The organism is Caballeronia ptereochthonis (assembly GCF_001545075.1).
GTDB lineage: Bacteria > Pseudomonadota > Gammaproteobacteria > Burkholderiales > Burkholderiaceae > Caballeronia > Caballeronia ptereochthonis.
The window spans coordinates 71,991-85,637 of the sequence record NZ_FCOB02000004.1; the positions used below are offsets into that span (position 1 = coordinate 71,991).

Below are 13,647 nucleotides of genomic sequence, written 5' to 3' on the forward strand. Positions count from 1 at the left end.
GATTGCGGCCGCCCTTGAGGCCGGTGTGTCGAGATGAATCATTTCGCCGCCTTTCCGGCCATGAGCGCGAAGCGGCGGGCCTCGCCCGGGCACTGGCGTCGGTCGCCGTCGCAGATGATGGTCGCCGCGATTTACGTCGATCCGGTCCGCTTCGTGAGCGGAGTTTCACCGCACATTTCGCGGCGAATATATTGCCCGTGCGGAATACAGCCGATAATCTCCGCATGAACCGCGGCGATTGGACATCCATCTGGGAGGCACCGGACTGGCCCGCATGGCGCTTGACATGACTCGTCTGGCGGGACCGCTTGCGGACGTGTCGCGTGCGCAAGGTCTGCTGCTTGGTCGTCTGGCCGACGCGAGCATGGCGCTGCGCAATCAGGCAAGTCTGGCGGCGCTCACGGAAGACGTCGTCAAGACCAGCGAAATCGAAGGCGAGCGCATGGATGCGGCATCAGTGCGTTCAGCCATTGCCCGTCGACTCGGCGTCGACATTGGCGCACTCGCGCCGGCGGACGGAAACGTTGAGGGTGTAGTGGACATGGTCCTCGACGCGACGCTCCAATGCACCAGCTCGCTCACCAGGGAGCGAATGTTCGGCTGGCACGCGGCGCTGTTTCCGGCCGGCTTCAGCGGCACGTCGCGGATCAGCGTTGCCGCTTGGCGCGATGACTCGCACGGTCCCCTGCAGGTCGTTTCGGGGCCGATCGGTAGACAGAACGTTCATTTCGAGGCACCTCCAGCGCAGAGTCTCGACGAAGAGATGACTCGATTCCTCGGGTGGGCCAACGACGATTCAGGTGAGCCTCTGCTCCTGAAATCCGGCCTCGCGCATCTATGGTTCGTCACGCTGCATCCCTTCGATGACGGCAACGGCCGCATCGCGCGCGCCGTGGGCGATTTGCTGCTGGCCCGCGCTGATCACAGCCCGCAGCGCTTTTACAGCGTGTCGGCACAGATCCAGCGTGAACGGAAAGAGTACTACGCCATACTCGAACACACCCAGAAAGGCACGCTCGACGTGACCCAGTGGCTGATATGGTTCCTCGCCGCAGTATTGCGTGCGGTCGAACATGCGCATCGCACACTCGACGCGCTATTTGTGAAGACGCGCTTCTGGCAGCGGTGGGCTGGCACCGCACTGAACGAGCGGCAGACGACACTGCTCAATCGTCTGCTAGACGGGTTCGACGGCAAACTGACGAGCAGCAAATGGGCGTCGATTGCAAAGTGCTCGCCTGACACCGCATTGCGTGACATCAATGAACTTGTCGCGCTCGGGATACTGCAACGATCACCGGCCGGGCGGCCGCAGCACGTCTTACGAATTGCGCGCTCCAGGCAAGGTTGCGTGATGCCTGCCGGCTGCCCCGCCTGACAGTTCAGGGCGGTCATTCCCGCGATCATGCGTCCGCGACGCCATGCTTTGCGTTTTTCCGTTTGCATCCGGAAGCTGCGCCTCCTCGTATATGGTCACAGCGGCGCAATCGTGTGCTGCACGTTCTGGAGATCAGCATGAACCGCAAAATGCTTCTTACGATGGCTGCACTTGCGATGGCCACATCCGGCATGGTTGCCGCGGGCGAAACCGTGACGGTAGGCGGACAGGCGATGTATCCGAGCAGAGATATTGTGGAGAACGCGGTCAATTCCGCGGACCATACGACACTCGTGGCCGCAGTCAAGGCAGCGGGCCTTGTCGATACGCTGAAGAGCAAGGGCCCATTTACTGTCCTGGCGCCCACCAATGGCGCGTTTGCGGCATTGCCTCCCGGCACGGTCGAAACACTCACGAAACCTGAAAACAAGGCGGCGCTCGCCAGCATCCTGACGTATCACGTCATTCCCGGACGCTACGATTTCCGCAGGCTCGACACGGCTATCAAGGAAGGCGGAGGAAAGGCACAACTAAAATCCGTGAACGGGGAGATGTTGACGTTCTCGGAGAATGGTCCGCATAACATCACGGTTGCCGATGAGTCGGGACATACGGCCAGCATTTCGACGTATGACGTGATGCAGAGCAACGGCGTCATCATGGTCGTCGATAAGGTACTGATGCCCAAGTGACAGGGCGCTCGCGAGACGCGCTGCCCTCCCGGCCGTTCACACGACAGCCTTGAACCGCCCAGCCCATCAACCGATGATGGTTGAATCTGGCCACTCGTTCCAGAGTGGCCAGTTCGACGGTTTCACGCGTTTTCCACGGTGCACGCCGGTGAATCAGCTTCGGCTGCATTCGGGCAGGTCAGCGCTCGAAATCCATGGCGTTCGCGCACCGTGATGCATCCCTGAGACCTTGCCTTCCGTATCGTCGTTTGAAGCGACGAGGCTCGCGAGGACGGCATCATCATGACGACGGGGAACGAGCAAAACGGCGCGATGATATATTGCGCGACATACCCAGCCAGAAGCGCAGTCCGGCTCACTCTGCCCATGACCGACACGACCTCAGGCGGCGCCGGGAATTTCGACGCGAATACTTCCAGCGACGCCGACTGGCTGCGCCGGGAACGCGTAAACCGGATGCTCGTGAACGTCGCGAAAGGCGACCAGCAGGCGTTCGCGGAACTCTACCGGGAGACGTCGGCCAGGGTGTTCGGTGTAATCGTGCGCATGGTCCACGACCGCGCGGAAGCCGAGGACATTCTGCAAGAGGTCTTCGCCACGGCGTGGCGCCGCGCGGACACGTTCGATCCGGCGCGCGGTGGCGCCATCACCTGGCTCATCACGCTCGGGCGCAATCGCACGATCGACCGCATGCGGCAGCATCGCGAGGAACTGCTCGGCGAGGACGACGCCTCCTACATCGCCGACGAGTCTCCCACGCCCGCCGCGGCGGCCGAATCGAGCGAGGAACGGCGGCGGCTCGAACACTGTCTGGAGCGGCTGGAACCGCAGCAGGGACGCGCGGTCCGCGAGGCGTTCTTCACCGGCGCGACATATAGCGAACTGGCGCAGCGACTGTCCGTGCCGCTCGGCACGATGAAGAGCTGGATTCGCCGCAGCCTGATGCAACTGAAGACGTGCCTCGAACAATGAACACGCCCGCCGCGAAGGATGACGATCTGCGCTGCGCCGAGTACGCGCTCGGCGTGCTGGATGCGCATGAGCGCGCGGAACTCGAAGCGGCCGTGTCGCGCGACCCCGAGCTGCGGCGCACGCTCGAGGTCTGGGAACAACGGCTCGCGCCGCTCGCGGAAGATATCGGCGCGATCGAGCCGCCCGGGCGAGTCTGGACGCGCATCCGGGGGGACCTCGGTTTCATCGCCCCGCGGCCGGGCGAGACCGCGCGCAGGCGCTGGCGGGACAGCCTGAGCTTCTGGCGCTGGCTCACGATGGGCGCAAGCGCCGCCGCGCTCGTGCTGCTCGGCCTGAACGTCATGTGGATGCGGCAGGCGCCGCAAGCACCACAGGTACCGCAAGCACCGACCACCGCGGCCGTCCCGAACGAATACATGGTCGCGACGATCGCACGCAAGGACGGCGTCGCGCAATGGACCGCGACCGTCGATGTGCGGCGGGCGCGCATGGTCGTCGTGCCTGCCGCGCGCGTGACAATGGCCGCGAATCGCGCGACGGAACTGTGGCTCATCCCGCCGAACGAGAAGCCGATCGCGCTCGGCGTCTTCCCGTCCGATCAACCCGCCACGATGACGCTGCCGCGCGAGATCGTGGCGCAGATGGGCGCGCAGGCCGTACTCGCAGTGTCGGAGGAGCCGCCGGGAGGATCGCCGACGGGTGCCCCGACCGGACCCGTGCTCGCAATCGGCGAAATGCACGCGACCTGAAGGCTGCATTCCCTGCGCGGCGCCGGTCGTCCACCGTCAGGGATGCGACGGCAGCCCGCGCGTTGCGTCGGCTCTCTCTCACCGCCGCTCGCGAATACCTCAATACTGAGCAGTACCCGCGCCCGGAAATCTTCGGCCGGCCATTGACGGCGCGTCGCCGCATCGAATCGATCACAAGCGTGCGATCGCCGCATCGATTGCGGTCAGATGCCGAGTCAATCCCGCCTGCATCAACGCGTCGCGCACGCGCTGGAGCTCCTGCCCGACAGCCTTGTCCGCATGTCCCGAAAGGCATGCGGCGAGCGCACGCCCGCGCGCCGCGAAAAGTTGCGACCAGGGCAGCGGTTCGCATCGCGTGTATTCCTCCAGCGCCTCGACGTAATGGAGCGCGCTTGCCGCATCGCCGGCCGTCAGCATCGCGTCGATGGCGTCGCGGTAAAACCAGAGATGGTTGTGCCCGACCGCGCCACGCCGCAGCAGGTCGACGCCCTCGGCCAGCAGACGGGCACGCTCCTGGTCGTCGTCCACGACGCGGCTGAGCGCGCCGAGCGTCTTCGGCGCGCTGAACTGCATGCCGACTTCACGGCATAGCGCCAGCGACTCGCTCAGCACGCGCACCGCCTCCTTCGCCTGGCCGGCATCGAACAGCAGGCGCCCCTGCATCTCCATGTTCTGCGCCTCGAAGCGGCGCGCGCCCAGCTGCCGGATGAGCGGCATCTCCTGGTCGAGATAGGCCTGCGTCGCGGGCGCGTCGCCCAGTTCGTAGCACGCATACACGCCAAGCGTCTCGCATAGCAGCTGCGCGCGCGGCTGGCCAACGAGCGCCGCCTCGCGCGAGGCGCCGACGGCATCCGCCCGCGCCTCGCGCGCTTCGTTGAGGTACATGCGGCTGAAACCGATCATCGAGCGATTGGCCACTTCGATGCGGCCCAGGCCATGCTCGCGTGCGAGCGCGACCGCGCGGCTGAAATGCTCGAAGGCCGTGCGCATGCGCCCTTGCGCATAGGCGGCGTCGGCCAGGCCACCCAGCGCGCGCGCCTCGGCTTCGGGCAGGCCCAGCCGCTTCGCATACGCGAGCCCGCGCTCGTGCTCGATCCGGCAATCGTCGATACGGCCAAGCGGAAAGAGGATATTGCCGCGCAGGTGATGAAGGCGCGCGAGTTCGCTTGCCCGATCCTCGCGTTGCGCCGTCTGCTCGGCGGCGTCGAGCAGCGCGAGCGCCTCGGCAAGACCTTCATTCACACGCAGGCCTTCCGCAAGCCCGAGTTGCGCTTCGCAGAGGCTCGCGTTGTCGGGCGCGGCGGCCATCGCCGCGCGGTATGTCGCAATCGATGCTTCGATGCCGCTCAGATCGCGCTGCAGTTCGCCCTTGAAGCACATGAGCGCGTGGCGATCGCGCGGCGTGCGCGCAATCTCGAGTCCCCGCTCGACGAGATGCAGCGCCGATTCCGTGAAATGGCCCGCGCGCTCCGCGACGGCCGCATCGAGAAAGGCTTGTGGCGCGCGCTCGTCTTCCGCGCGATCCAGATGCTGCGCGCGCAGCACGGGATCGCTGAGCGCGAACCAGTCGGCCGCACGGCGGTGCAATTCCCGCCGCGGCCCGCGCAGCAGCGTCGAGTAGGCGCTTTCCTGAATCAGCGCATGGGCGAAGAGAAAATTGTCGCCATCCGGCACGACCAGCGCATTGGCGATCAGCCCGCCGCAGTCATAGTCCGGCTCGTCGATCAATTGCCGCAGCAGCGCGACGTCGAAGCGCTGCCCGATCACCGACGCCGCGCGGAACGCCGCCCGGTCGCGCGGCGCGAGCCGGTCCATGCGCGCGAGCACGAGGCTCTGGATCGACGGCGGAATCATCTCGCCGCTGCCTTCCTCGGCGTTGTGCAGCAACTGTTCGAGAAAGAGCGGATTGCCGGCCGCGCGCTCGATGCACGCGAGCGCGACGCGCTGCGTCGCGTCGATGAAATGGCCCGCGAGCGTCAGCGATTCATCGCGGCGCAGCGGTCCGAGATCGATCGTCGCGAGCGGCCTGTCGCGCAGACGGGCGCGCCAGGCGGCATCGAGCGGATCGCCTTCGACGCGCGAGGTCATCACGAGCAGGCCCGCGCCGCCCGCGATGCCGGCCGCGAAGGCCGCGAGATAGCCGAGCAATTGCGCGTCGGCCCAATGCAGGTCCTCGATGACGATCATGACCGGAGCATGGCGGCACGCGTCCGAAGTCAGCGCGGCGACGACCGCCTGCTTGCCGTGCTTGCGCGCGGCGTAATCCATCGCGTCATAGAGGGAGCGCCATTCGCCCGCCTGCGGCAGATCGAGCAAATCGTGCAGGAACATGCGCTGTTCGGCGGCGACGACCCCCGACGCTACCAGACGATCGGCGGCCGCCCGCGTTTCGTCGACCTCCGTCGAGGCCGGAAGCCCGAGCAGGCTGTCGAGGATCGCGCGCACCGGGTCCTGCCCTTTGCCGACGCCAAAATCGAGCACGAGACCGCGATGGACCGCAAAGCCCCGCGTCTGCGCGATCGCACGCATCTCTTCGACGAGGCGCGTCTTGCCGATGCCCGCCGGGCCGCGCACATGGACGACGTGCCCGGCGCGCTGCTCGGCGCATACGCGAGCGATGACCCGGAATTGCTCGAGCTCCGCCTGGCGTCCGACGAAATGGCCCCGGTTCGCGCGCACGGGTTCCTGCACCGCGCTTTGCAGACGCCAAACGCGCGTGGGCGCTTCGATTCCCTTGAAGCGCAGTTCGCCCATCGGCTCGCATATCGTGCTGTCGGCGAGGGCGCGCCGCACGCCATCCGACAACAGCGTTTCGCCGGCGCTTGCCGCCGCGACCAATCGCGCGGCGAGATTCACCGAATCGCCGTGTACCGTGTAGTCCTGCACGCCGGCGCGGCCGACCGCACCCGCCAGCACCTCGCCGCAAGCGATGCCGATATGCGCCTGCAACGGCCGCGCGCGATGTGCCTTCGACCGAGCGTCGAGATCGGCGAGCGCCGCGTGGATATCGAGCGCGGCGCGGGCGGCGCGCAGCGGATCGGTTTCATGCGCGCGCGGCGCGCCGAAAAGCGCCATGACCGCATCGCCGATGTGCTTGTCGATCGTGCCGCCGTATGCAAGCACGATGCCGTCGACGAGCGCCGTAAACCGGCTGATCAGTTCGCGCAGTGCTTCGGGATCGAGTGTTTGCGAGAGCGCCGTGGAACCGCAGAGATCGGCAAAGAGAATCGTGACCTGCCTGCGCTCGTCGGCTGGCGGGCTTGCAGCGGAAGCCGCGGGATTCGCGGGCCCGGCGGTCCGCTCGGCGATCGCGGCCAGCAGCCGCTTTCGATGCCCCAGCGAGCGGACGCCGAGCTCCTTCAAATCCGCGTCCGTCAATTCGGGCAGCATCGCCGCGTCGATGTCGTTGTCGGCGAACGCTCGTGCATATTGCTCGAGTCCCAGCCCGCTCAGCCATTGTGGGATATCCATCGTCTTCGCCGGACGCCACGGTTACATCGATTCTAGTTCTCGCGGAGCATCCTGGCCCGCCGAAAACGCGCGCGCGGCGCTCAAAACTCTCTCAACGTCAGCTCGACGTGCTTGAGCCTGCGCACCATCCGCTCGACGAACTCTCCCGTCACGTTCGGCAACGCGCGCTGATTGGGGATGATGATCCCGACGGTCAGCTCGTTGACGTTCTCGTCGTCGATCGGGCGCCACATCACGTCGCCGCGTGAAAGCTCATCCAGAAACGCGAGCTTGGAGAAGAACGAAATCCCGCGCCCCGACGCAATGAGGCGCTTGAGCAGCGTGGTGGAATTGCATGTCACGCTCGGCTGCAGGGATTCCCAATACTCCGGAAAGTCGGTGCTCACGACGCCCTGAATCGGCGAGCGTCCTTCGAGGCGCAGGAAGGCATGATTCCGGCACTCGTCGAACGTGATGCGCTCCTTCTTCGCGAGCGGATGCGACGAAGCCATCACGACGCCCGGCGGCAGCGGCACTTCGGTCACGACATCGAGCCCGGCGGGCAGCTTCGTGATGTACGTGATGCCGACATCGTATTCGCCGCTCAGCACGCGCGGCGGCACATCGTGCGGCGGCACGGCCGCGATCGAATAGGTGACGGCGGGATACGCGTCCGAGAATTCCTCGACCGTCGCCGGCAGGAAATCGACGAACAGCGAATCCATCGCCACCACCGATACGTGCCCCTTGCGCTCGCCCTTCAGCTCGTCGAGCTCGCTGCGCATCAGGTGGAAGTCGTTCAGCGTTCCGCGAATATGCTGCAGCACGCGTTCGCCGGCCGCGTTCAGGCGGATGCCGTTGGGCAGCCGGTCGAAGAGCTCGGTTCCCATTTCCGATTCGAGCTTGAGGATTTGCCGGTTCACCGCGCTCGAAGCGACATAGAGGTTTTGCGCGGCCTTGCGGATCGACCCGCACCGCGCGACCTCGACGAAATACCTCAAAACGTTTGCATGCATCGCTTGGCCTCAGTCCATCACCCGCACCGGCCACGAAACGACCAGCGGATGATCGAAGGCTACCTTGCCGACGTCCGAAGCGCCACCCGGCGAACCGAGCGCGCTCACGCCCGCCTCGAAAAAGGCGCGGTTCGCCGCCGCGAATGCCGCCTCGGCGGGCGGCAATTCCTCTTCGTGAAAGATCGCTTCCGTCGGGCACACCGACACGCAAACGCCGCAGTTGATGCACTCCTCCGGATGGATATAGAGCGTGCGCTCGCCTTCGTAGATGCAATCCACCGGGCAGCACTGCACGCAGGCGCCGTCCTTCACGTCGATGCAGGGCGAAGCGATCACGTAGGCCATCAGCGTCCCCTCCATTGCGGCTTGCGCTTTTCCTGGAACGCGCGCACGCCCTCGTGGGCGTCCTCGGATTGCAGCGCGCTCACCAGCGCGGGCAGCCTGAGCGCCTGCGCCTCGCTCGCCGAGAGCGTGGACGTGCGTTTCACCACCTGCTTGATCGCCTGCACCGAGAGCGGCGCGCAGGCGAGCACCGCTTCCACCCATCGTTCGACGGCGGCGTCCAGTTCGGCGCGCGGCACGACCTCGTTGACGAGCCCCATCTCCAGCGCCTCGCGCGCGCCAACGCGGCGTCCCGTCATGAGCATCGCCATCGCCTGGCGATAGGGAATCTGCCGTTGCAGCAACGTCATGCCGCCGTCGAGCGGCATGCGTCCGACGAGCGCCTCGGGCAGGCCGAAGGCCGCCTCTTCGCACGCGATCACGAGATCGCAGCCGAGCACCATTTCGAAGCCGCCGCCGAGCGCATAGCCGTTCACCCGGGCGATCACCGGCACGTTCAGGGTCTCGCGCAGCGCAATTCCGCCGAAGCCGCCCGGGCGCGGCGCGGCCCAGTATTCCAGCCCGCTCATCGCGGGATTCTTGAGGTCCGCGCCGACGCAGAACGCGCGCTCGCCTTCGCCTGTCAACACCACGACGCGCACATCGCGGTTCTGCTCCAGCTCGGTCCAGATGCGCTGCAATTCGGCTTCGGTCGCGAGATCGACGGCATTGAGCGCCTCGGGTCGCGCGAGCGTGACGGTGGCGACATGCCGGTCGATGACGAGGCGCACGCTCATACGGCCTCCGTTGTCGCGACGCCGCGCAGTTGCTCGAGAATTTCCGCCGTATGCTGGCCGAGGCGCGGCGGCGCGCGGCGCAGCGTGACGGGCGCGCTCGAAAGCTCGATCGGACTGCCGATCAGGCGCACGGGCTGCCCTTCCCCGGCGCCTTCGAGCACGAGCCGGTTATGCAGCGTTTGAGGATCGACGAGCGCCTCGCGCAGATCGCGCACGGGCGCGCACAGGAGGTCCTGCTCCTCGAGGCGCGCGAGCCAGAACTCGCGGCTGTTGCCCGCAAAGCGCTCGCGGAAGGTGCGCTGCAATTCCTCCTTGTGGGCGAACTGCTGGTTCAGGTTGCAATAGCGCGCATCGGCCGACAGATCGTCGATCTGCAAGGCGGCGCAGATGTCGCGCAACGGATTCGGCTTGAACGCGCCGACCAGCACGAGCGGGCCGGTCGTCGTGTCGAACACGCCCGAAAGCGGCATGGCGGCCCAGTTCACCTCCGAATCGGCCATCATGATCATCGCGGCTTCCTGCATCTGCATCGCGAGCATCGAGTTGTAGAGCGAGACGTTGACCTTCTGCCCTTCGCCGGTCCTCTCGCGTTGCAGGAGCGCGAGCAGGATGCCCTGCACGAGATGCATGCCCGCCGAGTAATCCGCGAGCGCGGTCGGGTAGACGGAAATGGGCAGCGAGTCATCGGCGCGGCGCGCCATCACGCCGCTCATCGCCTGGGCGAGCACGTCCTGTCCGCCCTTGTGCGCATAGGGGCCGGTCTCGCCGAAGCCCGTGCCGAGCGCATAGACGATGCGCGGATTCAGCGCGCGGCAGGCCTCGTAACCGATGCCGAGGCGATCCATCACGCCTGCCCGGAAATTGCTCACAACCACGTCGGCGTCCGCGATCAGGGCCTTCAGCGCGTCCATCTGCGAGGCGTCGCGCAGATCGAGCGCGACGCTGCGCTTGTTGCGGTTCAGGCTGCAAAAGATCGGGTTGTCCGCGCCCGCCACCGGCTCGAAAGTCGAGCGGCTCAGATCGCCTGCGCCGTGCCGCTCGATCTTCACGACGTCCGCGCCGTAGTCGGCCAGCATCTGCGTGCAGACGGGGCCCATCATGACCTGCGTGAGATCGATCACGCGCACGCCGGACAAGGGGAGATCAGGTTTCTTCATGGTGTTTTCCGTATTGCTCATGCCGCTTCCCTCGCATCGATATGCACGGCGAGCGGCGGGATATCCGCGTTTCGGCCGGTCTGGTCGCCCGGGTCCGCGCCCTGCGCACGCAGTGTCCTTTGCAGCGCGATGATGTCGACGTCGCGCACCGTCACGCCCGTGCTCAGCGCGAGAGCCGCCGCCACGCCCGCGGCTTCGCCCATCGCCATGCAAGGCGGAATCTCGCGCGACATCTTCTGCGCCTGCGATGTGGCCGAGTAGTGGCGCCCCGCGACGAGCAGGTTGTCGATCTCCTTCGGCAGCAGCACACGGTACGGCATGTAGTAGTCGCGACCGCGCGCGATGCTGTCGGCGAAGCGCGTGCGTTGCGCGAGGTCTTCCTTCGTCATCACGTATTCGCCTTGCAGGAGGCGCGTCTGGCGCACGCCGGTCTGCGGCGCGACATCGATCACGTAGCATTGCTCGAAGCCCGGCAGCTTCTCGCGCGCGAACTCGACGACCGCATGAATGTGCTTGCGCCCCTGCATCTCGGCGCGCGTCAGGTCCTCGGGCTTGAGGCCATCGAGGCCGGCCATGTGCGGGCAGTTGCACCACACGACGCCCGGCAGCGGCGTCTTGAGCCACCAGTAGCCCCAGGAGCCGCCGAGAATCCGCTTGATCTGGCGATCGAGCGCCGCGAACGCTTCCGGCTCTTCCGCTTCGAAGCGCTCGGCGGCTTCCGTGTCGACGCCGCCCAGGCGAAACACGGTGGTCGTGATGTAGCTGCCGCCGACATGCGGCACGCCCGCCGACGCCGCGACATCGAGGTCGCCGGTCGCGTCGATCACGACATCGGCAAGGATCGCTTCACGCCCGCTCTTGGTCTCGCAGATCACGCCCTTCACTTGGCCGTCCTCGACGAGCGTGCGCGAGAACCACGAATGCAGCCGCAACTCGATGCCGAGCGACTCGACCATGTCGAGCGCGACGCGCTTCATCGCGTCGGGGTCGAACGCCGCGGCGAAGCAGACCGGGTGCGGGTTCTTCTGGCTATGGAAATCGAACGTGCCCCAGCGTCCCCACTGTCGATACGAGGCCGGGTCCTCGCCCCACTCGTGGGAACGCGGGAACGTGGCGAGCTTGCGCGCCGCCATCCGCTCGATGAAGGTCATGCAGGTGCCGCGCACCGAAATCTCCTGCAGATGGTTGTCCCACATGTCGTCGAGCACGAGCACCATGCCGCCCGATGCGAGGCCGCCGAGATGGTTGTAGCGTTCGAGCAGGATCACCCGAGCGCCGTTGCGCGCCGCGCCGATCGCCGCCGAAAGCCCCGCCGGGCCGCCGCCGACCACGACGACGTTCGCCTGTGCCGCCACGCGCACGTCGCGCGCGGGCTCCTGAATCCAGTCGCTGATCATGTTCATTTCGTCTCCTGTCTATGAGAGTTCGTATCGCGTGCGCTTCAGCGGGCGCCTTCCGGCTGCCATTTGACGAGCCAGCGCTCGAGCACCGTGATCACGAGGAAAAAGAAGCCCGAGAGAACGGCGCTCATGATGATCGCCGTGTAGAGCAGCGCCGAGTCGAAGGCATACGTGGCCTGGATGATCATTGCGCCGATGCCTTCGGTCGCGCCGATCCACTCACCCACCACCGCGCCGATCACCGACATCGACGCCGCGATGCGCAGCGCGGAAAAGAGGTACGGCAACGACGCGTAGAGCCTCAGCTTGAAGAAGATCTCGCGCTTGCTCGCGGAGAGCACCTGCATCAGTTCCATCGCTTGCGGGTTGACCGCTTCGAGACCGCGCACCATGTTCACGAGCGTCGGGAAGAAGCAGACGATCGCCGCGATCGTGATCTTCGGCTCGAGCCCGTTGCCCATGATGAGCACGAGAATCGGCGCCTTCGCGACCACCGGAATCGAGTTGATCATCACCGCGACGGGATAGAAGATGTCCTGCAGCGTCTTGTTGTGCACGAACACCGTCGCGAGCACGATCGCCGCGAAATTGCCGAGCAGAAAGCCGAGCGACGCTTCGAGCGCGGTCGGCACGAGGTTCTGCAGCAGCACGTCGCTCTTCGCGAAGAGCGTCTCGAACACGAGCACCGGCGACGGCGCGATGAACGGCTTCACGTGAAAACCGGCCACCACCGCCCACCAAGCCGCGATGAGACCCACGACGCCGAGCGCCGGCAAGATGCGCGCGCGCCAGAGCTGCTGGCGGCGACGCGCGAGCCACGCTTGCGATTCCTCGTCCGGCACGGTGGCCGGCACGCTCAGTTTCATTTCCGATGTAGCCATCAGCAAGTCTCCAGTACGCGCCGCAGACGCGCGGCGAGTTCGACGAATTCACGCGTCTCGCGAATATCCAGCGTGCGGTCTTCGGGCAGGTTCACCGGCACGATCTCCTTCACGCGCCCCGGGTTGGCGGCGAGCATGAGCACGCGCTGGCCGAGGAACGCGGCTTCGTAGATGCTGTGCGTGACGAAGAGCGTCGTGAGGCCGAGCTCCTTCCATACGCGGCGCAGCTCTTCATTGAGACGGTCCCGCGTGATCTCGTCGAGCGCGCCGAAGGGCTCGTCCATCAGCAGCACCTTCGGATCGGAAACGAGTGCCCGCGCAATCGCGACGCGCTGACGCATGCCGCCCGACATTTCGTGCGGATACGCGTCCTCGCGACCCTTCAGGCCGACGAGCTCCAGCAGCTCGCGCGGACTCGCCCGCCCGGCGCGCGCCCTGCCCTGCGCCACTTCGAGCGGCAACTCGACGTTCTGAATGGCGGTGCGCCAAGGCAGGAGCGCCGCGTCCTGGAACACGAAACCGATATCGCGCCGCTCGCGCGCGGCCTGCGGAATCGAGCCGAGCACGCTGATGCTCCCGCGCGAGGGCTTCACGAGATCGGCGACCACGCGCAAGAAGGTGGACTTGCCGCAGCCCGACGGCCCGAGCAGCGTGAGGAATTCGCCCGCGGCGACATCGAGGCTCAAGCCCTCGATCGCGGTGACGCTGCGGCGGTCGGTGAAGAAGCGCACGTTGATGTCGCGGCAACTGATCGCGCAATCGATGCCTGGCGGCAAGCCGACGTGCGAGCTCGACCGCTCCGCGCGCGGCGGATTCATGGTGACGGCAGACATG

11 protein-coding genes and 2 pseudogenes are annotated in these 13,647 nt (G+C 66.3%); 4 read left to right on the top strand and 9 right to left on the bottom strand.

From position 1 onward, the window contains the following. The first annotated feature begins 224 nt into the window (after positions 1-224). Positions 225-1,355, top strand: a pseudogene (locus AWB83_RS05375) (Fic family protein). Between the two features lie 160 nt (positions 1,356-1,515). Beyond that, positions 1,516-2,070 (top strand): fasciclin domain-containing protein, encoded by a 555-nt coding sequence (locus AWB83_RS05380; RefSeq protein ID WP_087043420.1) that lies wholly within the window; start codon positions 1,516-1,518, stop codon positions 2,068-2,070. On the opposite strand, the pseudogene AWB83_RS37090 reads toward AWB83_RS05380, so the two are convergent. Beyond that, positions 2,036-2,230: pseudogene (locus AWB83_RS37090) on the bottom strand (hypothetical protein); the annotation flags it as partial. The gene AWB83_RS05380 and the pseudogene AWB83_RS37090 sit on opposite strands and share 35 nt — an antisense overlap. 206 nt (positions 2,231-2,436) lie before the next feature. Here AWB83_RS37090 and AWB83_RS05390 point away from each other — a divergent pair. Further along, the gene (locus tag AWB83_RS05390) at positions 2,437-3,042 is read left to right on the top strand and encodes a sigma-70 family RNA polymerase sigma factor (RefSeq protein ID WP_087043222.1); all 606 of its coding nucleotides are present in this window, start codon (positions 2,437-2,439) and stop codon (positions 3,040-3,042) included. After that, positions 3,039-3,791 (top strand): anti-sigma factor, encoded by a 753-nt coding sequence (locus tag AWB83_RS05395; protein ID WP_087043223.1) that lies wholly within the window; start codon positions 3,039-3,041, stop codon positions 3,789-3,791. The genes AWB83_RS05390 and AWB83_RS05395 overlap by 4 nt, the downstream gene beginning before the upstream one ends. 171 nt (positions 3,792-3,962) lie before the next feature. On the opposite strand, the gene AWB83_RS05400 is transcribed toward AWB83_RS05395, so the two are convergent. From AWB83_RS05400 to AWB83_RS05435, 8 genes are all read right to left on the bottom strand, one after another. Continuing rightward, entirely contained in the window at positions 3,963-7,262 is a 3,300-nt protein-coding gene (locus tag AWB83_RS05400; protein ID WP_087043224.1) for an adenylate/guanylate cyclase domain-containing protein, read from the bottom strand. Positions 7,263-7,342: 80 nt separating this feature from the next. Beyond that, the gene (locus tag AWB83_RS05405) at positions 7,343-8,257 is read right to left on the bottom strand and encodes a LysR family transcriptional regulator (protein ID WP_087043225.1); all 915 of its coding nucleotides are present in this window, start codon (positions 8,255-8,257) and stop codon (positions 7,343-7,345) included. A gap of 9 nt (positions 8,258-8,266) precedes the next feature. Beyond that, positions 8,267-8,602 carry a ferredoxin gene (fdxA, locus tag AWB83_RS05410; RefSeq protein ID WP_087043421.1) on the bottom strand — a complete coding sequence of 112 codons (336 nt, stop codon included), beginning with the start codon at positions 8,600-8,602 and terminating at the stop codon, positions 8,267-8,269. Beyond that, a complete protein-coding gene (locus tag AWB83_RS05415) occupies positions 8,602-9,375 on the bottom strand; it encodes an enoyl-CoA hydratase-related protein (protein ID WP_087043226.1) in 774 nt (257 codons plus the stop codon). Before AWB83_RS05415 ends, fdxA begins: the two co-directional genes overlap by 1 nt. After that, a complete protein-coding gene (locus AWB83_RS05420) occupies positions 9,372-10,532 on the bottom strand; it encodes a CaiB/BaiF CoA transferase family protein (protein WP_087043422.1) in 1,161 nt (386 codons plus the stop codon). The genes AWB83_RS05415 and AWB83_RS05420 overlap by 4 nt, the downstream gene beginning before the upstream one ends. A gap of 17 nt (positions 10,533-10,549) precedes the next feature. Beyond that, positions 10,550-11,935 carry an FAD-dependent oxidoreductase gene (locus AWB83_RS05425; RefSeq protein WP_087043227.1) on the bottom strand — a complete coding sequence of 462 codons (1,386 nt, stop codon included), beginning with the start codon at positions 11,933-11,935 and terminating at the stop codon, positions 10,550-10,552. A gap of 38 nt (positions 11,936-11,973) precedes the next feature. Continuing rightward, positions 11,974-12,813 (bottom strand): ABC transporter permease, encoded by an 840-nt coding sequence (locus tag AWB83_RS05430; RefSeq protein ID WP_087043228.1) that lies wholly within the window; start codon positions 12,811-12,813, stop codon positions 11,974-11,976. After that, the gene (locus AWB83_RS05435) at positions 12,813-13,646 is read right to left on the bottom strand and encodes an ABC transporter ATP-binding protein (protein ID WP_087043229.1); all 834 of its coding nucleotides are present in this window, start codon (positions 13,644-13,646) and stop codon (positions 12,813-12,815) included. Before AWB83_RS05435 ends, AWB83_RS05430 begins: the two co-directional genes overlap by 1 nt. Position 13,647: the final 1 nt, after the last annotated feature.

Bases quoted from the DNA above. Each gene is read 5' to 3' on its own strand.
- AWB83_RS05380 (WP_087043420.1), top strand. From the start codon at position 1,516: ATGAACCGCAAAATGCTTCTTACGATGGCTGCACTTGCGATGGCCACA.
- AWB83_RS05390 (WP_087043222.1), top strand. From the start codon at position 2,437: ATGACCGACACGACCTCAGGCGGCGCCGGGAATTTCGACGCGAATACT.
- AWB83_RS05395 (WP_087043223.1), top strand. From the start codon at position 3,039: ATGAACACGCCCGCCGCGAAGGATGACGATCTGCGCTGCGCCGAGTAC.
- AWB83_RS05400 (WP_087043224.1), bottom strand. From the start codon at position 7,262: ATGGATATCCCACAATGGCTGAGCGGGCTGGGACTCGAGCAATATGCA.
- AWB83_RS05405 (WP_087043225.1), bottom strand. From the start codon at position 8,257: ATGCATGCAAACGTTTTGAGGTATTTCGTCGAGGTCGCGCGGTGCGGG.
- fdxA (WP_087043421.1), bottom strand. From the start codon at position 8,602: ATGGCCTACGTGATCGCTTCGCCCTGCATCGACGTGAAGGACGGCGCC.
- AWB83_RS05415 (WP_087043226.1), bottom strand. From the start codon at position 9,375: ATGAGCGTGCGCCTCGTCATCGACCGGCATGTCGCCACCGTCACGCTC.
- AWB83_RS05420 (WP_087043422.1), bottom strand. From the start codon at position 10,532: ATGAAGAAACCTGATCTCCCCTTGTCCGGCGTGCGCGTGATCGATCTC.
- AWB83_RS05425 (WP_087043227.1), bottom strand. From the start codon at position 11,935: ATGAACATGATCAGCGACTGGATTCAGGAGCCCGCGCGCGACGTGCGC.
- AWB83_RS05430 (WP_087043228.1), bottom strand. From the start codon at position 12,813: ATGGCTACATCGGAAATGAAACTGAGCGTGCCGGCCACCGTGCCGGAC.
- AWB83_RS05435 (WP_087043229.1), bottom strand. From the start codon at position 13,646: ATGTCTGCCGTCACCATGAATCCGCCGCGCGCGGAGCGGTCGAGCTCG.